Source organism: Candidatus Nitrotoga sp. BS (assembly GCF_927797785.1).
Classification (GTDB): Bacteria; Pseudomonadota; Gammaproteobacteria; order Burkholderiales; family Gallionellaceae; genus Nitrotoga.
Map to the genome: position 1 here is coordinate 1 of NZ_CAKMLL010000027.1, position 22579 is coordinate 22579.

27 protein-coding genes are annotated in these 22579 nt (G+C 47.3%); 9 read left to right on the top strand and 18 right to left on the bottom strand.

All coding sequences use genetic code 11. From position 1 onward, the window contains the following. Positions 1–67 precede the first annotated feature (67 nt). From MJ769_RS01305 to MJ769_RS01380, 16 genes are all read right to left on the bottom strand, one after another. Positions 68–817: a uracil-DNA glycosylase gene (locus tag MJ769_RS01305; RefSeq protein ID WP_239234043.1), complete on the bottom strand. Its 750-nt coding sequence runs from the start codon at positions 815–817 to the stop codon at positions 68–70. Next, on the bottom strand, positions 814–1278 hold the full coding sequence (rimI, locus tag MJ769_RS01310; protein ID WP_239234044.1) for a ribosomal protein S18-alanine N-acetyltransferase: 465 nt from the start codon (positions 1276–1278) through the stop codon (positions 814–816). Before rimI ends, MJ769_RS01305 begins: the two co-directional genes overlap by 4 nt. Next, complete coding sequence (tsaB, locus tag MJ769_RS01315) at positions 1275–1946, bottom strand: tRNA (adenosine(37)-N6)-threonylcarbamoyltransferase complex dimerization subunit type 1 TsaB (protein ID WP_239234088.1); 672 nt, start codon at positions 1944–1946, stop codon at positions 1275–1277. Before tsaB ends, rimI begins: the two co-directional genes overlap by 4 nt. 64 nt (positions 1947–2010) lie before the next feature. After that, positions 2011–2481 (bottom strand): 2-C-methyl-D-erythritol 2,4-cyclodiphosphate synthase, encoded by a 471-nt coding sequence (ispF, locus tag MJ769_RS01320; RefSeq protein ID WP_239234045.1) that lies wholly within the window; start codon positions 2479–2481, stop codon positions 2011–2013. After that, the gene (gene ispD / locus MJ769_RS01325) at positions 2478–3164 is read right to left on the bottom strand and encodes a 2-C-methyl-D-erythritol 4-phosphate cytidylyltransferase (RefSeq protein ID WP_239234046.1); all 687 of its coding nucleotides are present in this window, start codon (positions 3162–3164) and stop codon (positions 2478–2480) included. Before ispD ends, ispF begins: the two co-directional genes overlap by 4 nt. A gap of 687 nt (positions 3165–3851) precedes the next feature. Continuing rightward, a complete protein-coding gene (locus MJ769_RS01330) occupies positions 3852–4142 on the bottom strand; it encodes a YqjK-like family protein (protein ID WP_239234047.1) in 291 nt (96 codons plus the stop codon). Then, positions 4139–4546: a phage holin family protein gene (locus tag MJ769_RS01335; protein WP_239234048.1), complete on the bottom strand. Its 408-nt coding sequence runs from the start codon at positions 4544–4546 to the stop codon at positions 4139–4141. The genes MJ769_RS01330 and MJ769_RS01335 overlap by 4 nt, the downstream gene beginning before the upstream one ends. A gap of 8 nt (positions 4547–4554) precedes the next feature. Then, complete coding sequence (locus MJ769_RS01340; protein ID WP_239234049.1) at positions 4555–4884, bottom strand: DUF883 family protein; 330 nt, start codon at positions 4882–4884, stop codon at positions 4555–4557. A 188-nt stretch (positions 4885–5072) separates the two neighbouring features. Beyond that, positions 5073–5852, bottom strand: a complete 780-nt coding sequence (locus MJ769_RS01345) for a TrmH family RNA methyltransferase (RefSeq protein ID WP_239234050.1) — start codon at positions 5850–5852, stop codon at positions 5073–5075. Positions 5853–5873: 21 nt separating this feature from the next. Continuing rightward, entirely contained in the window at positions 5874–6464 is a 591-nt protein-coding gene (scpB, locus tag MJ769_RS01350) for an SMC-Scp complex subunit ScpB (RefSeq protein ID WP_239234051.1), read from the bottom strand. Next, the gene (locus tag MJ769_RS01355; protein ID WP_239234089.1) at positions 6430–7179 is read right to left on the bottom strand and encodes a segregation and condensation protein A; all 750 of its coding nucleotides are present in this window, start codon (positions 7177–7179) and stop codon (positions 6430–6432) included. The genes scpB and MJ769_RS01355 overlap by 35 nt, the downstream gene beginning before the upstream one ends. A 107-nt stretch (positions 7180–7286) precedes the next feature. Beyond that, positions 7287–8489 (bottom strand): tryptophan--tRNA ligase, encoded by a 1203-nt coding sequence (locus MJ769_RS01360; RefSeq protein WP_239234052.1) that lies wholly within the window; start codon positions 8487–8489, stop codon positions 7287–7289. Between the two features lie 9 nt (positions 8490–8498). Further along, positions 8499–9146, bottom strand: a complete 648-nt coding sequence (locus tag MJ769_RS01365) for a site-2 protease family protein (RefSeq protein WP_239234053.1) — start codon at positions 9144–9146, stop codon at positions 8499–8501. Between the two features lie 7 nt (positions 9147–9153). Continuing rightward, positions 9154–9783, bottom strand: a complete 630-nt coding sequence (locus tag MJ769_RS01370; RefSeq protein ID WP_239234054.1) for an L-threonylcarbamoyladenylate synthase — start codon at positions 9781–9783, stop codon at positions 9154–9156. Positions 9784–9785: 2 nt separating this feature from the next. Further along, positions 9786–10700, bottom strand: coding sequence for a 3',5'-nucleoside bisphosphate phosphatase (locus tag MJ769_RS01375; protein ID WP_239234055.1), 915 nt, complete (start codon positions 10698–10700; stop codon positions 9786–9788). Between the two features lie 75 nt (positions 10701–10775). Further along, on the bottom strand, positions 10776–11225 hold the full coding sequence (locus MJ769_RS01380) for a type II toxin-antitoxin system RatA family toxin (protein ID WP_239234056.1): 450 nt from the start codon (positions 11223–11225) through the stop codon (positions 10776–10778). Between the two features lie 42 nt (positions 11226–11267). Here MJ769_RS01380 and smpB point away from each other — a divergent pair, with 42 nt between their 5' ends. Beyond that, positions 11268–11717 carry an SsrA-binding protein SmpB gene (gene smpB, locus MJ769_RS01385; RefSeq protein WP_239234057.1) on the top strand — a complete coding sequence of 150 codons (450 nt, stop codon included), beginning with the start codon at positions 11268–11270 and terminating at the stop codon, positions 11715–11717. 199 nt (positions 11718–11916) lie between these two features. Here the strand turns inward: smpB and MJ769_RS01390 are convergent, their stop codons facing one another. Then, on the bottom strand, positions 11917–12645 hold the full coding sequence (locus MJ769_RS01390) for a ribulose-phosphate 3-epimerase (protein ID WP_239234058.1): 729 nt from the start codon (positions 12643–12645) through the stop codon (positions 11917–11919). A 317-nt stretch (positions 12646–12962) separates the two neighbouring features. Here MJ769_RS01390 and rpoE point away from each other — a divergent pair, with 317 nt between their 5' ends. The 5 genes from rpoE (at position 12963) to MJ769_RS01415 (ending at position 17018) form a co-directional block, all read left to right on the top strand. Beyond that, entirely contained in the window at positions 12963–13562 is a 600-nt protein-coding gene (gene rpoE / locus MJ769_RS01395; RefSeq protein ID WP_239234059.1) for an RNA polymerase sigma factor RpoE, read from the top strand. 2 nt (positions 13563–13564) lie between these two features. Beyond that, positions 13565–14056 (top strand): sigma-E factor negative regulatory protein, encoded by a 492-nt coding sequence (locus tag MJ769_RS01400; protein ID WP_239234060.1) that lies wholly within the window; start codon positions 13565–13567, stop codon positions 14054–14056. Positions 14057–14058: 2 nt separating this feature from the next. Next, on the top strand, positions 14059–15036 hold the full coding sequence (locus MJ769_RS01405) for a MucB/RseB C-terminal domain-containing protein (protein WP_239234061.1): 978 nt from the start codon (positions 14059–14061) through the stop codon (positions 15034–15036). A gap of 73 nt (positions 15037–15109) precedes the next feature. Further along, the gene (gene holB, locus MJ769_RS01410) at positions 15110–16195 is read left to right on the top strand and encodes a DNA polymerase III subunit delta' (protein ID WP_239234062.1); all 1086 of its coding nucleotides are present in this window, start codon (positions 15110–15112) and stop codon (positions 16193–16195) included. A gap of 52 nt (positions 16196–16247) precedes the next feature. Next, positions 16248–17018, top strand: a complete 771-nt coding sequence (locus MJ769_RS01415) for a TatD family hydrolase (RefSeq protein ID WP_239234063.1) — start codon at positions 16248–16250, stop codon at positions 17016–17018. Between the two features lie 432 nt (positions 17019–17450). Here MJ769_RS01415 and cas6 read toward each other — a convergent pair whose 3' ends face one another. Beyond that, positions 17451–18464: a CRISPR system precrRNA processing endoribonuclease RAMP protein Cas6 gene (gene cas6, locus MJ769_RS01420; RefSeq protein ID WP_239234064.1), complete on the bottom strand. Its 1014-nt coding sequence runs from the start codon at positions 18462–18464 to the stop codon at positions 17451–17453. Positions 18465–18662: 198 nt separating this feature from the next. Here cas6 and cas10 point away from each other — a divergent pair, with 198 nt between their 5' ends. From cas10 to csm3, 3 genes are read left to right on the top strand one after another with little or no spacing between them, the layout of a single operon-like run. Then, the gene (cas10, locus tag MJ769_RS01425) at positions 18663–21383 is read left to right on the top strand and encodes a type III-A CRISPR-associated protein Cas10/Csm1 (RefSeq protein WP_239234065.1); all 2721 of its coding nucleotides are present in this window, start codon (positions 18663–18665) and stop codon (positions 21381–21383) included. Between the two features lie 11 nt (positions 21384–21394). Next, positions 21395–21808 carry a type III-A CRISPR-associated protein Csm2 gene (csm2, locus tag MJ769_RS01430; protein ID WP_239234066.1) on the top strand — a complete coding sequence of 138 codons (414 nt, stop codon included), beginning with the start codon at positions 21395–21397 and terminating at the stop codon, positions 21806–21808. 19 nt (positions 21809–21827) lie between these two features. Next, positions 21828–22571, top strand: a complete 744-nt coding sequence (csm3, locus tag MJ769_RS01435) for a type III-A CRISPR-associated RAMP protein Csm3 (protein ID WP_239234067.1) — start codon at positions 21828–21830, stop codon at positions 22569–22571. Positions 22572–22579 lie beyond the last annotated feature (8 nt).

A 22579-nucleotide genomic window follows, 5' to 3' on the forward strand; every position in this document is an offset into this window, starting at 1 on the left:
AAGTGACAACATAACGGAGTGCATTATTTCAGGTCTCCTATTGACAACGCCACCAGTCTTTTTATTTTTAAATTAATTTCCGCATTGTAGCAACTGCCAAGCACAGATCATCCCACGCTTCTGCTTTTTGCAACGGGGTGTGTAGCAGAGAGGTCGGGTGGTAAGTGATGATGAGTGGAATGCCTTTCACCAAACCTTGAGAGGATGAGCCGCGATAATCGAGTAGCTTGCCGCGCAAGTCAGACAAGGTTACGTCATACCCCAACAAGAAGGCGGCTGTTTCGCCCAGAGCCACGATTAGCTTGGGCTGGATGAGTTGTATCTGGCGCTCCAGGTAAGGTCTGCATTGAGCAATCTCATTGGCTTCTGGCGTGCGATTATCAAGTGGGTAGCATTTAAGAACGTTGGTAATGTAAACATTGTGGCCTCGTTTCAACTTAATTGCAGCCAGCATATTATCGAGCAACTTGCCGGATTGCCCCACGAACGGCTCACCTTGAACATCTTCGTCCGCACCCGGCCAATCGCCCACAAACAACCAGTCTGCCAACACATCTCCCATACCAAAAATCGTCTGCGTGCAGCTCGCACGCAGTTTGCAAGCCGTGCAATTTTTCACCAATGCTTTTAACTCGGACAAGCTGTAACTGTCCAAAGTCTGCATGACTTCTTTTTCCACAACAGACTTGCTTGCCACTTGCTCTGTTATAGATGGAGCCGCTACAGCCACTTGCTCAAGTACAGGTTTGGCTAGTCCGCGCCGTTTCCACTGTGGATAGAGATTGAGTTCGCGTAGTATTGCTTCTTCTCGATTCACAGTAAATATTCCATCACGATTGCATCTTCGCGCCCATTGCCTGCTGAATAATAGCCATGGCGCATGCCAATTTTGCGAAACCCGACATCACGATACAGTCCCAGCGCCGCTGCGTTGGAAGAACGCACTTCCAGTAACATGCGCCGCATGTTACAACCGCGCGCAACTTCCATTATTGCACCCAATAACTGACGGCCCAGCCCCTTGCGTTGATATTCGGCGACGATGCTGATATTAAGCAAATCTGCTTCATCCACTGCAAGCATAAGCACAACATAACCTAATATTTCACCCTCTGCTTCATACACCTTACATACATAATTGCTTTTAAGCGCATCAGTAAAATTCCCGCAAGACCACGGATAAGGATGCACGCGTTGCTCAATGCATACTATCCCGGCCAGGTCTGCTGGATTCATATCGCGTAAAACGGTGTGATCAAGCAATTGGGGCAAACTCATCGTTCGCTGGTTTTCAGCGCCACCTTGTCGCGCAGATAAAACGGCATGGCTTGCGCCGCATCCATGCCTTGACCAGCGGCAAATAGTGGCGCAGCAAGTTCTGCAATAGCAATGGCCTGTGGCACCGCTTGGGCATCGCTGTCAGCAATTTGCCCAGCGTAGCGATTGTCTAATACAGCCCCATACATGGCAAAACCACTCCCTGTACCAAACCACCCAGAGTCCTGAACTTGCGGTGCCTGTTGCGGCAAACACAAATTCGGTTCACAAATCGTCACCCATGACCCAGCCCTTTTCTCATATACGGCATAATAAATCTCATTCATGCGCGCATCCAGTGCAGCAATCACTTTATCGTGGCCTGTGGCTTGCGCCAATGCCTGCAGCGTACACACTCCCACCACCGGTAAATCCGCCCCCAGCGCCAATCCTTGCGTCACGCCACAGGCGATGCGCACGCCAGTGAAGGAACCCGGCCCTGCACCAAAAGCAATGCCATCTAATTCTGTGAGTTTAACCCCCGCTTCATGCAATAAATTATCCAGTATGCCTATTAACAATTCGGAATGGCGCTGCCCAACCCGCTCGCAGCGATTGACGACAACACCGTCTTGCCATAGTGCGATGGAACAATATTCAGTGGAAGTTTCCAACGCCAATATACGCATCATTATCAAGCATTACCTTATTGAATAATATGTACTTAATTATTCCCGTTTAAGTGGAAATGATTCAAACTAACAGTAGCGCGACAGCCTGCGCCGCAATACCTTCCCCGCGCCCGCTAAAGCCCATCTTTTCAGTGGTGGTCGCTTTCACATTCACAGCATTCACCGCTACGCCCAAATCAGCGGCAATATTTTCTACCATGCGCGGAATGTGCGGTGCCATCTTGGGTGCTTGTGCAATGATAGTGGCATCCAAATTGCCAATACGGAAACCAGCATTGGTCACCATACGTGCGACTTCGCGCAATAAAATGCGGCTATCAATATTTTTAAACTTGGCATCGTTATCTGAAAAGTGACGCCCGATATCGCCTAATGCTGCTGCACCCAGCAACGCATCACAGATGGCGTGCAACAAAACGTCCGCATCGGAATGGCCAAGCAACCCCTTGTCATAGAATATCTCTACGCCACCAATAATTAACTTACGCCCCTCGACCAATTGATGAGCGTCAAAACCTTGTCCGATTCTCATATTTTTTTTCCTTGAGTTAACAGCAATTCCGCCAACTCAATATCCTGCGGATAAGTTACTTTAAAATTGCTGAAGCTGCTTGTCACGAGCTTGGGATGGAACCCCAGCGCTTCGACTGCAGAGGCGTCATCCGTTACATTCGGGGCAATTTGTAGCGCCTGCAGCAATAGTCCAGCGCGAAACATTTGTGGAGTCTGCGCCTGCCAGACTCCCTCACGACTCTCAGTATGCGCAATTCGGCATTCACCATCAGCACGCTTCAAAGTATCCGCCACCGGCACAGCAAGAATGCCGCCAACCTCATCGTCACGCAATGCTTCAATCAAACGTGCAAGCTGCTTATGGCTCAAACAAGGCCGTGCAGCATCATGTACCAGCAGCCAGTCATCGAGTTCAAGTTCCGCAGCCATTAATCCATTCAGCACACTCTCTGCGCGCGTTGCTCCACCACAAAATAGTTGCTGCAACTTATCGCCGAAAAGTGACCAGTCATAACTATGCCAGTGCGTGTCATCAGACGCGAGTACTACAAAAACGATATCGACCTCCGGGTTGGCACACAAAGTTGCAAGCGTATGATAAATCATCGGATGTCCAGCCAGCGGCAGGTATTGTTTTGGTAACTCACTAACCATGCGAGAACCACAGCCAGCGGCGGGAACAAGTGCGAAAATTTTAGACATTACTTGAAGGGAAAAACGGATATGTTCACTCAGACAGACTCATGACCAATACGAACTGCGTTTTGATCTATTTCAACGAAAGTAAGCATCAACTGGTTACCACCTATTCGGAACATTTTATCCTCTTCATTTCTCGATGTACGTGTTTATTTTTTGACATATGGCTGTTGCACATACACCAGATTCGTAATTGAATAATGGAAGCCGCATTGCGTCATAAACTCAAAATCCTGCCAGTCTCTTTAATCTGCGCTAGTACTTGAAGGTAAAATGGCTAACGCTAGCCAGTGAGACATCCTTATAAAGTTCATCTATCACCAAAGTCTTGCTTTTGTTGTCAACCCGCTTCGCAGATGGCGATGTTACGTATCGTTGCTGATAGAGTAAAGAGGATAATATTGACTTCGCCGAAATCAACCTTTCGTCCTTTTCCTAGCCAATTTTATTGGCAATGATTTGACGATTTTTGATCCGACAAAAAAAGAAGTGTACTAACAACAAGAATAACTATAACTGCGATTTTGCCAGTCGAAAGAAACTGTTGCTAGCGGATAGCAGCCATCCGACTTAAAGAATCAAATTTTAAAACAAAGTGATAGTCTTGATCCGTATTAAACTCGAACAAAAAATCAATGGGTAAAACCAAAACCGATTTTGAACTTGCCTAAAATTGCCAAGAATAATTGCTCACAAACCATACAACTTGCGCCTTACTGTAAGCGCCATTTTCCATGCCAACCACCCACGCTGGAACCATCTAATCGCAAATTTTGGACGAAACACAACAGAAAATAATACTAATCCCGCTAGTAATGCCGGATGACGTTTTAGATAATGTGTGACCAGCAAACCTTTGTCTACTACCGCCAAAGGTCCTCGCCAAGGTGCCGAAGCCTGTGCCAACTCTGTGCGTTGACGCTCTATTTTGGCTACCAGCGAGGCTTTCCTTTCCTCCAATCTAATCAATTTCGCGTTCATCTCGGTGGAGGAGCCAACTGTTCACGGTCTTTTGACAATTCCGCAAGGCTGGTCGAAAACAATTTTGGTTTAGCCTGAGCTTTGCCAAGTGCTACCCGCGAAGAAAATATCGCTACCAGCAGAAACAAGAACGCCAATATGCACAAGGCCAACAAACGGTGAGTATCCCAAAAAACCACTACTACAAATATCGTAATTAATCCGATACTCATAGCGGCACAAAATAACGCGATCAGAGCCCACAACAGGATGGAACTTAGCCATATCCGTTGTTCCTCGATCTCGTTGGATAGGAGCTCTAATCTCGTGCGACCGATCCCCAGCAATGTGGCGGCCAATGTTTTCAGTGAACCAAACAGCCCAGTTTGTTGGCCTGAGACAGAATCCCGCGATTCAGGATTCATATGCGGACTCAGCGACGTGAAATCAGTGCGCCAAGAAGAATACCAACTGCTGCTGCAACTCCTATGGCCTGCCATGGATTAACATGTACGTAGTCATCCGTGGCTGTAGCGACAGCTCGAGTTTTTTCCATCACCGCCACTTGAGCATCGGCCATCCGAACCTTGGCTGCTTGCAATGACTCACCAATCTTGGCGCGAGCAGCCGTAATGCGTTCCCCCGTCTGATTTGCAGTTGCTTTCAGCAGTTCTTCAGCATCTGCCACCACTGTTTTCACGTCGTCCATTAGTTTCTCCTTTGAAATATCCACTGTTGATGTTGTTGCTCCTAGCTTGCCCATTATAAAGTTCCTTTCGTTAAGAAGCACCATTTACTTGTTTTACTATAACAATCTAAGCTGAGCAAATCAAGCCACACCTTTGAACCCCATACAATGCAGACTGAAAAAACACATCTATCCAATTTCAATTAGAGTATATTTGAATCGACATCTTGCTTGATATTTTCTGTTAATTTTGAGATCAATAATTACCTGCGTTGCCGCACTGCCTCGAACAGACATACAGCAGTGGCCACAGCAACATTTAATGATTCACTGCACCCAGGCATAGGGATGCTGATGTGTCGGTTGATCACTGCCAACAAGCCTTCAGACATCCCGGCTCCCTCATTCCCAAGAACAAAAGCAATATTGCCACGCAGATCGCAGTCATACAGGCTGCTGTTTGCACTAACGACAGTAGCAAACGCCTTTCCTTGGAATCCTGTAACCATGGCGAGCAAATCAATTGATTCATAAATACTCAACACAAAATGTCCACCCATCCCAGCACGCAGCACTTTGGGTGACCATACATCGGTGCAGCTCTTCGACAAAAATACTGCATCGCAACCCGCTGCAGCAGCGGAACGCAAAATGGAGCCAAGATTGCCAGGATCCTGAATGTCTTCCAGCAACAAACAAAAGCTGGCATGCACTGATGAGCTTGGAATTTGAGGTATTTTAATCAGGGCGAGAATACAACTGGGTGTTTTGAGCTCTGACAGTTCAGCAAACAAACTATCGTCCAATTGCGATATCGGCACATCAGGAAATTTGTTCAGTAACTCCCCCACTTCGCGGTTTTTCACTGCCGCTTCCGTCACCAACAAGTGCTGGGGTTGCTGATTACCGGACGAATGATAAGCTTGAAGTAGATGCGCCCCTTCTAATAACGTTTGCTGAGCCTTGCGGCGTTGACGTGCCGAACTGGCCACCTTGAGCAGCTCTTTAAAGAAAGGGTTACTATGCGAACTGATGTATTTCATTGTTCAGCTTGCACTCAAAATTCATGCTTCATCGTGCTCCAGCAAGTTACTCATTTCTTCTAGCGGTGGTAGTTCTTGCAACGAACGCAAATTAAGATCGTCTAGCAATTGTTTAGTGGTAGCGAACAATTCTGGTTTACCGGGAGTATCGCGCGTGCCGACTACATCTATCCAACTGCGCGCTTCCAAGGTCTTCAGAATTTGCGAGGAGACTGCTACACCGCGAATCTCTTCGATATCACCACGCGTTACTGGTTGACGATAGACAATAATTGCGAGTGTTTCCATAACTGCGCGCGAATAGCGCGGTGGTTTCTGCGGACTGAGGCGATCTAAATAGGGTTGCATTTCTGGACATGCGCGAAACCGCCAGCCATTAGCCACTCGATTGAGCTCCACACCGCTGGTTGCGTACTCCTGTGCTAATTGTTCCAGTATATTTTCTATAATATGGTTTTCTACCGGCGCATCACTAAGTTTTTTCAGCTCCGTTAGTAACAGTGGTTCTGGAGTAGTCAACAGTGCAACTTCTATTATTTTCTTGAGTTGCAGCGCATTAATTTGTGCAGCGGCTTTTTTATTCAGCGGTAAAGCTTCGGCTTGCCCGGACATAAATGTTTCCCAATGTTTCAGTTTGCGTAATTTCGACCAATGTCTCCTTGGCCAATTCCAGAATTGCAATAAAAGCGACTACTAGTGGCGCAATACCAGCGCTCGCTTCAAACAGATTCTCAAATACTTCAAACTCGCCGTGCCGCAACTGGCGCAATACACGCGTCATTTGTTCGCGTACCGAAAGCTCCTCACGCCGCACCCTGTGGTGAGTATTCACTTTTGCACGCGCCAGCAGCAGCAGCCAGGCTTGGCGCAAATCTTCCACAGTAATATTTGGCAATCGCTGCTCTTCAACACGTTCGATCAGGACTTGAACCAACTCAAAATCACGCCCAGCTTGCGGCAATTCGTTCAGTTTCTGCGCGGCAAGCTTCATCTGCTCGTATTCCAGCAAGCGGCGCATCAGCTCGACTCGCGGATCTTCCTCTCCCGCATCCAGAGGCTTGGTCGACTGCGGCAGCAACATGCGTGATTTAATCTCAATCAGTACCGCTGCCATTAGCAAATACTCGGCGGCCAATTCTAAGCGGTTGCGCTGCATGATCTCAATATAGACCATGTATTGTTGCGTCAACTGTGCCATCGGTATATCGAGCACATTCAAATTGTGCTTGCGAATCAGGTACAGCAACAAGTCCAGCGGCCCCTGAAAAGTCTCAAGAACAATTTCCAATGCATCAGGCGGAATGTACAGGTCATGTGGCATCTCCATCAGCGGTTGGCCATGGATATGAACATCGTGCGAGTTAACCAGAGACTGCTCCAAAATATTTACCTGTTATGCCAGTATCGATCAGTCAGGTCTATCTTTCGTCTTGTTTAGCTGTAACCCAGACCCATCGCCTCACGCACATCACGCATTGTCTCGGTCGCCAGCTTGCGCGCTTTCTCACAACCATCAGAGATAATGTCGCGCACCAGTACAGGATCGTCCAGATAGAGCTGAACCCGCTCGCGCATGGGGGTTTGTTCAGCCAGCACTGCATCTATCACTGGTTGTTTGCATTCGATACAACCTATGTGCGCGCTCGTACAGCCTTGTTGCACCCAGTGCTTGGTATCTTTATTGGAATACACCTGATGTAACTGCCACACTGGGCACTTATCTGGATTTCCCACATCGGTACGACGTATCCGCGCCGGATCGGTCGGCATGGTGCGAATTTTCTTGGTTACACTCGCTTCGTCCTCGCGCAGACTGATTGTGTTGTTGTAGGATTTTGACATTTTCTGTCCGTCTAGCCCGGGCATTTTAGAAGCCGCAGTTAGCATGGCCTGCGGCTCCAACAAAATTATTTTTCCACCGCCTTCAAGATAGCCTAACAGGCGTTCGCGCTCGTCTATGCTTAGACTTTGCGGTTCGTCGAGTAATGATTTGGCAGATTGCAGCGCCTCATCGTCACCTTGCTCCTGATAGCGAGTACGCAACTCGTTATACGACTTTGCTTTCTTGCTTCCCAGCTTTTTGACGGCAGCTTTGGCTTTATCTTCGAAACCCGATTCGCGCCCATAAATATGGTTGAAACGACGCGCAATTTCGCGCGTGAACTCAATGTGTGGCACCTGATCTTCACCTACTGGCACTTGGGTGGCACGGTAAATAAGAATATCTGCACTTTGTAATAGCGGATAGCCGAGAAAACCGTATGTACCTAAATCTTTCTCTGACAGTTTTTCCTGCTGATCTTTATACGTCGGCACACGTTCCAGCCAACCCCGCGGCGTGATCATAGACAGCAACAAATGTAACTCAGCGTGCTCTGGCACCTTGGATTGGATGAACAACGTGGCTCGAGCTGGGTCAACTCCTACAGCCAGCCAGTCAATAACCATATCCCATACACTTTGCTCAATAATCTGAGGGGTATCGTAATGCGTGGTCAGCGCATGCCAGTCGGCAACAAAAAAAAAGCATTCATATTTTTGCTGCATCTCCACCCAATTTTTCAACACGCCATGGTAATGCCCAAGGTGCAAACTACCCGTGGGCCTCATTCCAGATAACACTCGATCAACCAGCATAGCTTTATATTACAGTCCAATAATAGAATTAATTAACAGGATAAGCCCGACTACAGGCGGCCCCAATATCCAGCCGAGAACAGGCGAAATCGCAAGAGCGATCAGTATGAATATACCATAGGGCTCAACTCTCTCCAGAATGGTGGCCTGCCGATGTGGCAGCAGGCTAACGGCCACACGCCCACCATCCAAAGGTGGTAATGGCAGCAAATTCAGCACCATTAAAATAATATTTATTTTAATGCCGATCTGTGCCATTTCCAGCAATGGCGAGGCAAAATAATTTGTTGGTAACATCAATGCGAGTTTGGCCATCATCGCCCATAGTAGGGCCATGAACAAGTTGGCAAGCGGACCAGCTAGCGCCACCCAAAGCATATCTTGCTTGGGACGGCGTAGAGCGGCAAAGTTCACAGGCACGGGCTTGGCCCAACCAAATAAGATTCCGCCCATCGTTAGCGTCAGTATCGGTAACAATATAGTACCGACAGGATCAATGTGGCGAATGGGATTCAAACTGATACGCCCCTGCTGATAAGCAGTCATATCCCCGAAATGTCGTGCCACATAGCCATGCGCCGCCTCATGCAAGGTAATTGCAAATAAAATCGGAATGGCTGCAATGGCAATGGTTTGTATTAATTGCTCAATCTGCATTTATTATCTATTTCTCAATTAAAAAAGGTGAAACATCACCTTTGCCAAGCCGTACCACTACAGGCGTATCCTTGGTTAAATCAATTACCGTCGTCGAATCCAATCCCACCGCGCCACCATCCACCACCAGATCAATTTGATGCTGTAACAGATCGCGAATCTGTTCGGCATCATTCAATGCAAATTCCTCATTTGGCAAAATCAAAGTTGAACTTATCAACGGCTCACCCAGCTCTTCCAGCAATGCCAACGCTACCGGATGATCGGGTATACGCACCCCAATCGTGCTGCGTTTGGGGTGTTGCAGACGCTTGGGGACTTCCTTGGTGGCCTCAAGAATAAACGTATAACTACCCGGTGTATTGTTTTTAAGCAGTCGGAATTGCACATTATCCACCCGCGCATAGCGGGCTAGCTCGGACAAGTCACGGCAAACCATAGTCATATGGTGCTTGTCATCCACGCCGCGTATTTGGCGGATGCGTGCCACGGCATCTTTATCACCCAGATGACAACCCAAGGCGTAGCAGGAATCTGTAGGATAAGCAATTACCGCGCCATTGCGCACTAAATCGGCGGCCTGTTTAATCAGGCGCGACTGTGGATTCGTTGGATGAATAGTGAAAAATTGTGACATGATCAGCGGTTAACTCTCTCAGCTTCTCTTTGTTTAATGGGCTTAGTTTCTGAAGACATAGATGGGTCAGCTTCCCACGCCAGCCACACGGGACGGCAATCCAATGGGAAGTCAGGCAAACGCCCCAAATCCCTATAGCTCTCACCCGGCCCATGAAAATCCGAACCACACGAAGCCAATAAATTAAACTCATTAGCGTAGCGGGCAAACTCGGCATATTGCTCTGGCGTGTGGCTACCACATACCACTTCGATCCCCTGCCCGCCAATATCGATAAATTCACGCAGTAATTCACGCAAGGTCTTTTGCCCCATACCTTTGCGCGCTAAGGTATAACGACCCGGATGCGCCAGCACGGCGACACCACCGCTGCCGCATATCCAACTGACCGCGTCCGGTAACGAGGCCCATTGGTGTGCCACATATCCAGGTTTATCCTTAACCAAATAATTCTTGAAAACGCTACGCACATCTTTACAGTAGCCTTTTTCAACCAAAAATCGTGCGAAGTGTGTGCGTCCAATAATGCCTTGGTTATCTGCATACTGATAAGCACCTTCCAGTGCCCCACTAATACCGCTCTTGGCTAGTGAATCTGCCATCAGTTGCGCACGTGCTCCACGCCCACTACGAATATTGTGTAGACCTTCCGCCAGTGGTTTGTATGCCGGATCAATATGTAATCCAATAATATGCAGAGTGTAGTTGCGCCAAGTTGCAGAAATTTCCACTCCATTGATAAATTGCATACCGTGCTGAGTAGCGGCAGCTGATGCCTCAGCCAAGCCAGAAATATCGTCATGGTCAGTCAACGCAAGAACTTTCACCCCTCGCTCAGCGGCACGAGCAACCAGATCTGTGGGCGATAACAATCCGTCTGAAACAGTTGAATGACAATGCAGGTCGTAATCTAACATTTGGTAACCCTAAATAATTTCGTGTTGCCGCACAAATGAATATCTGTTTAACAAGCTAACAGACAAATTGCAATACTAATCTGGCCTCTCATTTTCTATATAAATCTTATCTGCACGATGAACAAAGGCATCCACAAAACTGTTGGTAATGAAATGAAAAATGGGGCCGAACACTTTTTCCAAAAACTTATTGGAAAATTCATAATGCAATTTAAATTCTATTTTACAGGCAGATTCCGAAAGAGGTATAAAATGCCAATCCCCGTCAAGATGCTTGAACGGACCATCTTTCAGCCTGATATCAATGTGATGAGGGAACTGACGCACATTCTCAGTGGTAAAACTCTGTTTAACATGGTGATAATTAATGTGTACTGTCGCATGCACGGTATCACCGTCCATCGAGACTACGCTGGCTCCGTCACACCACGGCAAAAACTGTGGATAATCCGCCACATTATCCACCAGAACGAACATCTGTTTCGCGCTGTAGGGAACCAGAACTGATTTCTCGACTAAAGCCATTCTAGCAGTACGCTCATGCAAAGCTGGTAGAATATACAAATTATGAGCATAGTCCAAAATAAAAAAGCATACCACGACTACTTCATTGAGGATCGCTATGAGGCGGGCATCATGCTAGAAGGCTGGGAAGTCAAAGCGATCCGCGCCGGACGAGCAAATCTCAAGGAAGCCTATATTACGGTGAAAGATGGCGCCCTGTATCTATTCGGCTCCCATATCAGCCCATTGACTACCGCTTCCACGCATATATATCCTGACCCTGTTCGCACTCGCAAACTACTGCTACATGCAAATGAAATCAATAAGTTGATCAGTAAAGTACAACGTGCCGGGTACACACTTATGCCATTAAACATGCACTTCAAAGGCAGCCTTGTCAAACTGGATATTGGCCTTGCGAAGGGGAAAAAGCAGCACGACAAACGTGACTCCGAGCGTGAACGCGATGCCACTCGCGAAGTTCAGCAAGCAATGAAAAAAGCGCGCTGTTAACTGCAACCACTCTGTGTCGTATAACTGCTTCAACGTGAGGATCACCGCCCACCTCGGATTACACAGCAACCAATACCAAATCGATGTAACCCTACAACAAGCTTTTAACACAGCAAGCCGTCACATGTCGCGCAACAAACGACAGAGCCTAACAGTTACGCTGTCATGGACAGCGGCGTAGATGCACTTACAGCGTTTGTTATCCAGCCTTTTCAATCTCCGCACGCAGAGCAGCGATAACGGAATCATAGTGATTTGGGTCATTTTCATTGCCTGCTTCGAATAAAGCTGAGCCGATCACAAAAGTGTCGGCACCGGCCATAGCAATTTGTGCGATGTTGCTTAAATTCAGATCACCGTGTACTTCCAGGGCAATATTGCGCCCACTATCATTGATTTTTTTGCGTGCCGTGCGAATCTTATTGAGCGACTCGGGAATAAATTTCTGGCCAACAATTAAGCCAGTCTGTTTAGACATGATCAAGACAACGTCGATCTTACTTATAACATGGTCAAGATAGCTAAAAGGCGTGCCAGCATTGAATGCTAACCCAGCTTTGCAGCCAAGTTCGTGAATTAAATCAATGGTACGCTCGATATTTTCGAACGATGGCAGATTGTACGCATCTCGATCAGCTGCTTGCGGATGAAAAGTTATAATGCTCGCACCAGCCTTCGCGTACTCCGGCACAAGGTCATTCAATGAGAGATCTGCATTGTACCCGCCCGTAAGATGTATCTCGATCGGCGCTTGAGTAATAGGTCGGATAGCCGCACATGCCTTCGAACCATTTCTGTATGTTGGCACAAAATGCTTATTCATCACCTCTATGTGAACAATGTCTGCGCCCGAAGCAATGACAGTGACAATCTCTTCTCCAAGCTTGGCGAAATTGGCGGAAATAATACTGGATGCAATTTTGTACATTGAAAATGCCTTTAAATAAATTTTAAAAAACGTTCATTCTACCCGAAACTCATGTTAAATAATTTTAACAACAGATGTCATGAGGATTGCAACCGATTCCTTATTCCCTTTATGACCGACAGACTGCCAAGCGTTTTGAGTGAAGTGTGGCACAACTAGCGAAAATCAACGACGCGATGCAATGCACTCTTCAGCGCATCCAAATGAGAAATTGGCTGTTTCCGCTTACCTTAGTACGGTAGGCCTGACTCCTTTCGCCTGTCCGGTTATACTGACGAACCGCCGCTGGGGCGGCCAATAAAATTTAGGGTAACAGAATGGGTGAAAGGGAGGTCGATCAACTATTGGTTGATCGCGCGCAGCACGGGGATAAGCACGCCTTCGAATTGCTGGTCACCAAGTACCAGCGTCGTCTGGCACGATTAATTTCGCGTTTCGTTCGCGATTCAGTTGCTGTCGAGGACGTAACTCAAGAAGCGTTTATAAAAGCTTATCGCGCATTGCCTACGTTTCGCGGAGAAAGTGCGTTCTACACTTGGCTATATCGCATTGGCATTAATACCGCCAAAAACCATCTGCAGGCGCTCAAGAGACGGGCTCCGACCACTACCCTATTCGATGCTGAAGAGTCGGAAGGCTTCGAAGACGCGAGCTTGTTACATGAAGTTAGTACACCTGAAAATGAATTAATGAGTAAACAAGTTGTCGATGTAGTGAACTCATCTTTGCAAGAGCTGCCTGATGATCTACGTACCGCACTCACTTTGCGTGAAATCGAAGAGTTGAGTTATGAGGAAATCGCAGCTGCGATGAATTGCCCGGTCGGCACCGTGCGTTCTCGTATTTTTCGAGCGCGTGAAGCGATTGCAACGAATTTACGCCCATTATTGGGAACGAGTAAAAATAAGAGGTGGTGAGCATGAAGCAGAAAATTTCAGCATTGATGGATGGTGAATTGTTCGATGACGATGCGGAAACAATTCTCGACAAACTGAAGCAAAATCCTGACATGCAGGAAGAGTGGCGAAGCTACCATCTGATTGGCGACGTACTGCGCCAGTCTGATAACGTTCATGCCAATATCAGTATTGCCATACATAAGCGTTTACAGGCCGAACCCACCGTTCTTTCACCTCACCAACGTGACAGCCATAATGCCAGATGGCTCGCGCTTTCTGCTGCTGCATCGGTCATGGCATTAACACTAGTTGCATGGCTATCGGTGCAAGTTGGGTCGGAAACCGTTCCGCAACTCGCCATGAGGCAGTCACAAAATGCGCAACCAGCTAACCTACCCGCGCGCGGATTGGACGATTATCTGATGGCACATCAAGAGTTCTCACCCGGCTTAGACGTACATGGTATGACTGCCTATGTTCATACAGTGGCAAGTCAGCAGGAGGATAAGTAAGTATGAAGGCCAGATTTGTGCTGACCCTAGTTTTGTATTTTACTGCCGTTCCAGCTTTCGCCGATATTGGCAGGCAGGTTGGCTTGGATTGGCCACAAATTATTGCTTTTGCAACACACAAAACCAATTACAGCGGTACTTTTGTATATCAGTATAACGGTCACATGGAGAGCGCGCGCATTACTCACATTTCCGATCAGAGCGGTGAGCATGAAAAGCTTGAAAGTATGGATGGCCCACGTCGTGCCTTCATCCGCAATAACGATAAAGTATGGTGGTATTCGGGTGACAGGAAAGCTGTACAGGTGGAAAGGCGGTACAACAGTAAGCGCTTCCCTGCTCTGCAGCCAGAACTGCTGTCCGCGCTTAACGAAAATTACCTGATTTATACCGCCGAGCAGGCACGCATCTCTGGTTTTGACACTCAAGCCATCGTATTCCAACCTAAAGATACTCTACGCTATACACATAAAATGTGGGCACACATGGATTCCGGCTTGCTGTTGAAAGCTGCTGTACTGAACGAACGTAAAGAGATAGTGGAGCAATATACATTTATCCAGTTGAATATAGGCGGCGAAATTGAGCGTACGCATATGATGCCAGGTCAATCCACTACTTCCTCAGAACAACAATCTAATTTTGACTTGCCGGCAGAAATCAGCGAACAAGCTGCAACGAGTGAATGGAAGGTGGCTGCTGTGCCCACCGGTTTTAAGAAAATCATGGAAAAACGTCGCTCACTTCACGGTAAAAATAGAGACGTAATCCATTTTGTATACTCCGACGGATTGGCTGGTATCTCAGTCTTTATCGAAACATCAGGGACTAATTTTGAAAAAAGACTAGGCCTCTCCAGCCGAGGTGCAATCCATGTTTACAGTAAAATAAAGGACGATTACTTGGTAACGGTAGTTGGCGAAATTCCTCCACTTTCAGTGATACAAATCGCCGATTCAGTCCGCCATAATGGGCAGTAAACATGCTGGAACAGAATGTATGCAGTAACTAAGTTGCTCTAATTTAATTTATTCTGGAATAAATAATTCATCAATGAATGAACTGTACGCATGGCAAGATGAACTTTGGCAGCGTTGGATCGGATTGCGTACACGTTTGCCACATGCAATCTTATTGAAAGGGCCGCAAGGAATAGGCAAATTAGATTTTGCCATGAATCTCGCTCGCTCTTTGCTATGCAAACAATCACAGGGTAGCGAGTTGGCTTGCCTGGGCTGTACTTCCTGTCACTGGTTTGATCAAGGTACTCACCCTGATTTTCGTTTGCTGCTATCGGGCGCACAATCAATAGAAATGCAAGAATCCAGTACAACTCAAACGTCTTTGACATTGAAAAACTGGACAAAGAGAATCGCTGAAGAAGTACTTGACGAACAACAGAAAAAAGGGAAAAAACCGAGCAAAGAAATTTCTGTTCATCAAGTACGCTCACTTACCAATTTCACCAGTCTATCCACTCATCAGGGTGGTCATCGTGTTGTGCTGATTCATCCCGCAGAATCCATGAATACCAATGCAGCGAACGCGTTGCTCAAAACGCTGGAAGAGCCACCCGAGCGGATGCTGTTAATTTTGGTTAGCCATAAACCCCAACAATTGCTATCTACCATCGTAAGCCGTTGCTTGGCGCTAGCGGCTCCAATGCCATCAGTAGAGGCCAGTTCGACTTGGCTACAACAGCAGAAACATGCCAATCCAGTAGCGATGTTAGCAAGAGCCAGCTTTGCTCCGTTACTAGCGGCGCGCTTGGCTGAGGAAGCTATAGGGGAAGCGGAATACAATCTTTTCTTGCAGGAAATTAGACAGCCCGCCAAGTTCGATGTGTTCGCATTGGCCGAACAGTTGCAACGCACAGAACCGTTTCATGTCATCCATTGGCTGCAGCAATGGTGCTACGATCTAGGCAGTGCAAAGCTCACAGGAAAGGTTAGATACCACCCCGATCTTACTGATTTAATAAAAAATTTATCAAATAATATTGCAATATTCAATCTGCTACGCTACCAGAGTGAGTTAACAATCGCGAAACGCGAAGCGTTGCATCCGTTGAATCCCAAGTTATTATTTGAATCCATTCTGTTATCTTATCGGCACATGATGTTGGACGCCAACATATGACGCTGGATGATCACCAAGAACGCCATAATCATTTATTACTCAATAGCACTGTATGTTTATAGACTCGCATTGCCACATCAATTTCCCGGAACTAAGCAAAATCTTTGATGAAGTTCTGGCAAACATGCGCCACAACGAAATTTCTCACGCGCTGTGCGTTTCGGTCAATTTAGAAGACTTTCCTCAAATTCAACTTCTCGCGGAGCAATATGACCACATCTATGCCTCTGTCGGCGTTCACCCAGACCACGAATCAGATACCGAGCCAACCCAAGCGCTGCTAGTAAAGCTGGCACAACACCCTAAAGTCATTGCTATCGGGGAAACCGGTCTCGATTATTATCGTTTAAAAGGAGAGCTGGAATGGCAGCGCACGCGCTTCCGCACACATATTCGTGCTGCACGCGAGTGCCGAAAACCGCTCATTATCCACACCCGTGAGGCGGCACAAGACACCCTGCGTATTATGGCTGAAGAAGGTGCCGCCGAGATTGGCGGCGTAATGCACTGTTTTACCGAAAGCCTGGAAGTCGCCCAAGCAGCTATTGAGATGAACTTCTACATTTCTTTTTCCGGCATCGTCACTTTCAAGAATGCCATTATGCTGAAAGAAGTAGCGCAGAATATTCCACTTGAACGCATATTGATTGAAACTGACTCACCTTATCTTGCCCCGGTACCATATCGCGGTAAACTCAACCAGCCCGCCTATGTTAAGCATGTAGCAGAAGAAATAGCTAAATTGCGCGGCATTTCTCTTTCTGAGGTGGGGCATGCAACTACGGAAAATTTCCGTCGATTATTTTTGAATTCCAGAGTATAGAGCAAAGAGATAGTCAGTATTACCCGGTAGCAAGCGCCGTCCCGTTCAGCAAAAATCACAGTGACAAAGTATATGCCTCTCTCTGTATTGGCACGTCGGTAACGCATCTTTTCAACTGTCTCCTGCGAGGTTGGGCTTTAATTTATCCAGCTCAACCGCGTAGAATATTTAATGTGAAAGCCCACGGTTTTCTTGCGAGTGAAATACGGATTGGGTGCGACTGGCGATGATGGCCTTGAGCATGGCGCATGTCGCCTGGCCGCATGCAATGATGCTGCCTCCACCAACGCATGCTCTTTGCGGATTAACTCACGTCTGAATTGCTCATTCTCAACTTTCAATACTCATTGCTTTAAATCCTGCGTCAGTCATAGCTTTCAGCGGTTCGCCCTCTCGTTTAACCGGACAGCAGTGATAACTCAAGCAAGCTAGCTAGATTTGACAGATCACCTTTCCCAGACCAAACGTAGACTTCCCGCCCAAGTGCGTTAACTCCGCCATCCGCAAGAAAGGCAAAAACGGCGCAAGGTCTCCGCTGTACTCCAATGTTCCCATCAATCCACCAAACTGCATACTGGCTTTCTGACTTGACGAATAGCGATTCCAGTCTACCCAGCGCACGTCACTCTGGTTAAGCTCAATACCTCTTGCAAGTTGCAACAGCCTTGTTTTGACCTCACCCTCAACCAAAGGCTGATTACCCTGCGCTTGCGACAGCATATTCAAACGTGCCAGCAGCTTGGAAAAAAGCAAAGAAAAATCGGGCGGCCTGCGCACCAGACGGTTCTCATGCTTCAAACGCAGCGGAGTTTGTAAATCCAGTGTCAGCTTGGCGCAAAAAGCGCCCGCTTCATCAAGGCATAAATCGACAGGCGTAATCCATGCAGTATCCATTCCATCGCGCCAGACATTTAACCAGCCGTCATTAACGCGAAGCTCGCGCAGCGATTCATTTGCTCCCTCTCCCACCGCGAGAGGGTTGGGGTGAGGGAAGCCGGTATGGCGAGCTTTATCATCGGGGGCGGCATCTTTGTCATACACGTTAATAAAATGATCCACTTGATAAACGAGGAACTTCGCACGCTGCTCACCCAGACCATCACGCCCCACCAAACGCAATGCATCGCTACACGCCTGCGCATGGCGCACCGCCTTGCCAAACAACGTCAACTCAAAATCAAACTCATGCCCGGCCTCCCAAGTACGCAACTCATCCAGCGGCGCAAGCAAAATGTAAGGATGAATGGTAGGCGCAGCATCACCATCAGCCTGTTCACTGCCAAAAAGTTCTGAGTAAAGATACGGAAAATCCCGATGCAACACGCGGCCAAAAACGCCATGAAAAAGCGAACCCTTATGGGTAGGCATAACCGCCTCGCCCAACAAACGAGCCGAAAAACGCAAGCGCACAAGGCGCAAAGCAACAGTATTTATTGTCGGTGTCATAGCTATTTTTCTCGATTGTTCATTAAGCCGATCATAGTGAGCCGGTCGAACTACCTACACTAAAAACCAAGCCTGACGGCATGGTCTTACGATGTGGCTGGCAATTTAAATGTGATGGATTATCGCATTCGCAAAACCAGATTGAACAGCAAGTTTGATGTACTATTTGCCAACTGAGGGCACCACAGGAGGAAATATATGGGTAGCAAATTTGAAATTAATGCATCCTGTCGCATAGCGATTGCAGCAATGCTGCATGGTCTAGGTAAATTTGCTGGGTTTGCCGATGCAATAGAAAAAGATACAAACGGCAATACTCTAGAATCGGACAACGAAGAGCTGTGTCACCCTCAGATCATTGATCGCCTTACGCACACGCATACCGCTTATACGGAATTTGCGATGGATTTATTGGCCAAGCAGCTACCGGAATTAGTAGGTAATGACATGACGCCATTCGCGCCTTGGCATGATAAACAAGCAGAAGATTCCATTGTCAACGCGTCTGCAAGATATCATAAACCCGACACTTTTTTGCAATGGATTATAGCTAGTGCGGATCGACTGGCATCCGGGTTTGATCGAGAAACATATGAGAGCCACATCGCAGCCTACGATGGTGTTCAAGGAAACAAGCTTAATCACTACACGGCACGGCATCATACCCTGTTAGAAAATATCAGGCTCAACGACCGTGCCGAGACTCAAGCATGGAGATATCCCCTCAAACCGCTCTCGCCGGACTCTATTTTTCCCGTACTGGCAACGGAATGTGAAAAGGACACTGATTCCGCCGCAAAGGAGAAATATCTTCAACTATGGAATGCGTTTATCGCTGGACTGCAAGGCATTCCATCCAGTCATCGCGAGAGTCTGTCGCTGTGGCTCGATCACTTCGATAGTCTTTGGCTGGCATATACTCACGCTATTCCTTCCGCAACAGCTGGCAACACTCAGCTTGATGTTTCACTCTTTGATCACTCCAAAACCACGGCAGCGCTGGCGGTTGCCCTGTGGCAGTACCATTTAGCACAGGGGTCTAATACTGAAAACGCGCGCCAACAACTTTGTCTGTTATGGGACAAAAAGCGTGCCAACACACCAGAAGCAAAGCAAGCTTGGGAGGCTAAAAAATTCCTGCTTATTCAGGGTGACTTTTTTGGCATCCAAAATTTCATCTTTGCATCAGGTGGTGAAACACAAAAGCGTGCAGCCAAGCTGTTGCGCGGACGCTCGTTCTATGTTTCGCTATTGTCAGAATTAGCCGCGCTAAAGGTGCTGGAAATTCTAGCTCTTCCCGCTTCAAGCCAAGTGGTAAATGCAGCGGGAAAATTTCTCATCGTTGCACCCAATACCGCTGAAACAGTGAGAAAACTGCGTGCTGTTCAGGCCGAACTGGACAGTTGGTTTATCAGACACACCTATTGTCAATCTGGCATTGGACTAGCGTGGCTACCTGCTGCCAGCAGTGATTTAGTTCACGGGCAAGGAGATGTCAGCCCGTTTCGTGAATTGACAAAACATCTACTCGAGAAACTGGAAGAATGCAAACTTTCTCGATTTGGGTTATGCGGCGTAGCACCCGCACCTGCTATGTTTGATGGTTTCCTCGATAGCTTTAAACATGGCGAATGCAAAATTGATGGTCAGTCACCTGCAAGCGTCAAAGTCGATAATATCTGGATGAGCGAACTGGCTGCCGACCAAATCAATACAGGCAAGTGGCTAGCCAGCATGAAGCACATACTGATTACGCAAGACGATCTAAATTATCGCACCTTGCGACTACCCATCTTCGGCTTTTGGGTAAACTTTACTGAAGGCATTGGAGATACTGAGAAATTTGGTAACGAAGCGCGCACCGGGCAGATCCTCCGCGCGTGGGATTTTTCGCTACCAAATGAATTTTCTTTGCCGCTCTGGAATGGTTACGCCCGCCGCCATATCAACGCCTATGTGCCGCGATTTGGCGAGGTGAATGCATGGGAAGCTGATCGCTATCAGGGCATCGAAAATGAGGGGAGTTTCGATCCTCATCCTAATGAAATAAAGACCCTAAATCACTTGGCACGAGATGACAGGAAAATTCGTAAGGATGATAGCGGCGAGGAGCGCTTAGTCGGTGTTGAAGCCTTGATGATACTTAAGGGCGATGTGGATAATTTGGGCAGTATTTTCCAAAAGGGTTTGGAGCAACCAACCTTCGCCAAGATGACCGCTTTATCCCGGCAGGTAAACGCCTTTTTTGCCGTCTATCTGCCTTGGCTGTGCCAAAGCGAAAGCAAATTCCAAAACATCTATACGGTGTTCGCAGGCGGTGATGATTTTTTTCTCATCGGACCGTGGCACTCCACGCAAAAATTGGCTAGCCAGATGAAAACCGAATTTGAGCGTTATGTTGCGCACAACCCAGATATTCACTTTTCGGCGGGTCTATCTATGACAAAGCCAGGGTTGCCGATCATGCAGCTGGCTGGGCTTGCTGATGCTGCGCTGGATGCCGCCAAGGTACACAATCCTGAGAACATACACCCCGCACCAAAGAATGCTGTCACTTGCTTCGGGCATACCGTGTCATGGACAGATTATGACACTCTTATGGAGAGGGAAGCTGGATTAGCGCGGGTGGCTGACGATTACGCGCTTACCTCTGGTTACCTTTATGGCTTGTTACGTTATGCAGATATGGCTGGGAATATTAAAGATAAGCCTGAAAACGCGCTGTGGTATTCCCACTTCGCTTATCGCACACGACGATTGGCAGAAGCCTGTATTAAAATCAGCGGAAAACAAACCGAAGAAAAACGCTATAAATTGCAATATGACCTTGGTAAAGAAATTGTAGAGTTGGGTATTGAGAAACATCAGGCAGCATACAAAATTGCCCTGTTTACCTATTTGTATCAACAACGTGATTGAGGAGTAAATCTATGGCACAAGATCATCGGCAACACCGACCGGCACCACCTAGATTCACAATTAAGTTGGCCAAGCCGCTTGATCCTGAGTTATTCAATGGCACAGCAAGAAAAGCAGCCGAGGCAGTTTCAAATAGCGATAAAAATAGAAATAAATCTACCCAGTTGCGCCGCTTTTATGATGAATTAGTGTTATGGGAAACACGAGCCAATCAACAGCCTGCTAAGTTCGACGAGTATTTGCCCTTTATTCGTATGATAAATGCCAAGGCTGCATATGCCGAAGGTCGTAAGTTGGTAGATAGAACCTTCGTCAACCTGTTGCAGCAAACACTTGCTGAAGTGAAGAATCCAGAAACGCTCACTGCCTGCAAATTGTTTTGGGAAGCCTTCGTAGGTTTTTACAAACAACTACGCCAAGACTAATTAAAAAGGGGTAATCAGTATGAAATTGACTTCTATTCAGAAACTTACAGGCATATTAGAATTGGTCACAGGCTTGCATATCGGCAGCGGCAACACCGACATGCATATTGGCGGGACTGACAATCCGGTCATTAAACACCCGCGCACTTTGGAGCCTTACATTCCGGGATCAAGCATCAAAGGCAAAGTTCGCAGCCTTCTGGAATGGGAGATGGGTGTAGTGGATATTACAGAGGGAAGTCCATTGGGTTTAAATCATATCAAATCTATAGAATCTAAACGGGCAACTATCCGCACACAGGCAATTGATTTGCTACGCCTGTTCGGTGGTGCGCCGGATATTAAAACTGACGAAGCCCTAATCAAAGAAGTCGGGCCCACACGACTGGCATTCTGGGATTGCTCGCTTGAGAAGGCTTGGGTTGAAGAAATGAACAGCCGCAACCTGCTGCTCACCGAGACCAAGATGGAAAACGTGATAGATCGAATTGAGGGCGTAGCGAAGCATCCGCGCAATACTGAGAGAGTGCCGGCGGGTGCGCGTTTTGATTTTAATCTAACGATTCGCCAGCACGATGCTGAGGAATTAATGGACGTAGTGTGGCGTGGGTTGACACTGTTGGAGCTTACCGGGTTGGGTGGCTCCGGCTCACGCGGTTATGGGAAGGTTAAATTCACTAGTTTAAAAATGAATGGTGTGGACAAATTGCCGGAGTTGCATAAGGTGAATAACCCTCACGCCGACAGTAAAACTGTAGCTTAATAGGAGTG

Coding starts and splice junctions, on each gene's coding strand:
- MJ769_RS01330 (WP_239234047.1), bottom strand. CDS start 4,142: ATGAACGCGAAATTGATTAGATTGGAGGAAAGGAAAGCCTCGCTGGTA.
- MJ769_RS01340 (WP_239234049.1), bottom strand. CDS start 4,884: ATGGGCAAGCTAGGAGCAACAACATCAACAGTGGATATTTCAAAGGAG.
- cas6 (WP_239234064.1), bottom strand. CDS start 18,464: ATGACACCGACAATAAATACTGTTGCTTTGCGCCTTGTGCGCTTGCGT.
- MJ769_RS01405 (WP_239234061.1), top strand. CDS start 14,059: ATGAAGGCCAGATTTGTGCTGACCCTAGTTTTGTATTTTACTGCCGTT.
- rpoE (WP_239234059.1), top strand. CDS start 12,963: ATGGGTGAAAGGGAGGTCGATCAACTATTGGTTGATCGCGCGCAGCAC.
- MJ769_RS01375 (WP_239234055.1), bottom strand. CDS start 10,700: ATGTTAGATTACGACCTGCATTGTCATTCAACTGTTTCAGACGGATTG.
- MJ769_RS01360 (WP_239234052.1), bottom strand. CDS start 8,489: ATGCTGGTTGATCGAGTGTTATCTGGAATGAGGCCCACGGGTAGTTTG.
- smpB (WP_239234057.1), top strand. CDS start 11,268: ATGAGCATAGTCCAAAATAAAAAAGCATACCACGACTACTTCATTGAG.
- scpB (WP_239234051.1), bottom strand. CDS start 6,464: ATGTCCGGGCAAGCCGAAGCTTTACCGCTGAATAAAAAAGCCGCTGCA.
- MJ769_RS01380 (WP_239234056.1), bottom strand. CDS start 11,225: ATGGCTTTAGTCGAGAAATCAGTTCTGGTTCCCTACAGCGCGAAACAG.
- MJ769_RS01400 (WP_239234060.1), top strand. CDS start 13,565: ATGAAGCAGAAAATTTCAGCATTGATGGATGGTGAATTGTTCGATGAC.
- rimI (WP_239234044.1), bottom strand. CDS start 1,278: ATGAGTTTGCCCCAATTGCTTGATCACACCGTTTTACGCGATATGAAT.
- csm2 (WP_239234066.1), top strand. CDS start 21,395: ATGGCACAAGATCATCGGCAACACCGACCGGCACCACCTAGATTCACA.
- MJ769_RS01345 (WP_239234050.1), bottom strand. CDS start 5,852: ATGAAATACATCAGTTCGCATAGTAACCCTTTCTTTAAAGAGCTGCTC.
- MJ769_RS01335 (WP_239234048.1), bottom strand. CDS start 4,546: ATGAATCCTGAATCGCGGGATTCTGTCTCAGGCCAACAAACTGGGCTG.
- tsaB (WP_239234088.1), bottom strand. CDS start 1,946: ATGCGTATATTGGCGTTGGAAACTTCCACTGAATATTGTTCCATCGCA.
- ispD (WP_239234046.1), bottom strand. CDS start 3,164: ATGTCTAAAATTTTCGCACTTGTTCCCGCCGCTGGCTGTGGTTCTCGC.
- holB (WP_239234062.1), top strand. CDS start 15,110: ATGAATGAACTGTACGCATGGCAAGATGAACTTTGGCAGCGTTGGATC.
- MJ769_RS01355 (WP_239234089.1), bottom strand. CDS start 7,179: ATGGAGATGCCACATGACCTGTACATTCCGCCTGATGCATTGGAAATT.
- MJ769_RS01370 (WP_239234054.1), bottom strand. CDS start 9,783: ATGTCACAATTTTTCACTATTCATCCAACGAATCCACAGTCGCGCCTG.
- MJ769_RS01390 (WP_239234058.1), bottom strand. CDS start 12,645: ATGTACAAAATTGCATCCAGTATTATTTCCGCCAATTTCGCCAAGCTT.
- csm3 (WP_239234067.1), top strand. CDS start 21,828: ATGAAATTGACTTCTATTCAGAAACTTACAGGCATATTAGAATTGGTC.
- cas10 (WP_239234065.1), top strand. CDS start 18,663: ATGGGTAGCAAATTTGAAATTAATGCATCCTGTCGCATAGCGATTGCA.
- ispF (WP_239234045.1), bottom strand. CDS start 2,481: ATGAGAATCGGACAAGGTTTTGACGCTCATCAATTGGTCGAGGGGCGT.
- MJ769_RS01415 (WP_239234063.1), top strand. CDS start 16,248: ATGTTTATAGACTCGCATTGCCACATCAATTTCCCGGAACTAAGCAAA.
- MJ769_RS01365 (WP_239234053.1), bottom strand. CDS start 9,146: ATGCAGATTGAGCAATTAATACAAACCATTGCCATTGCAGCCATTCCG.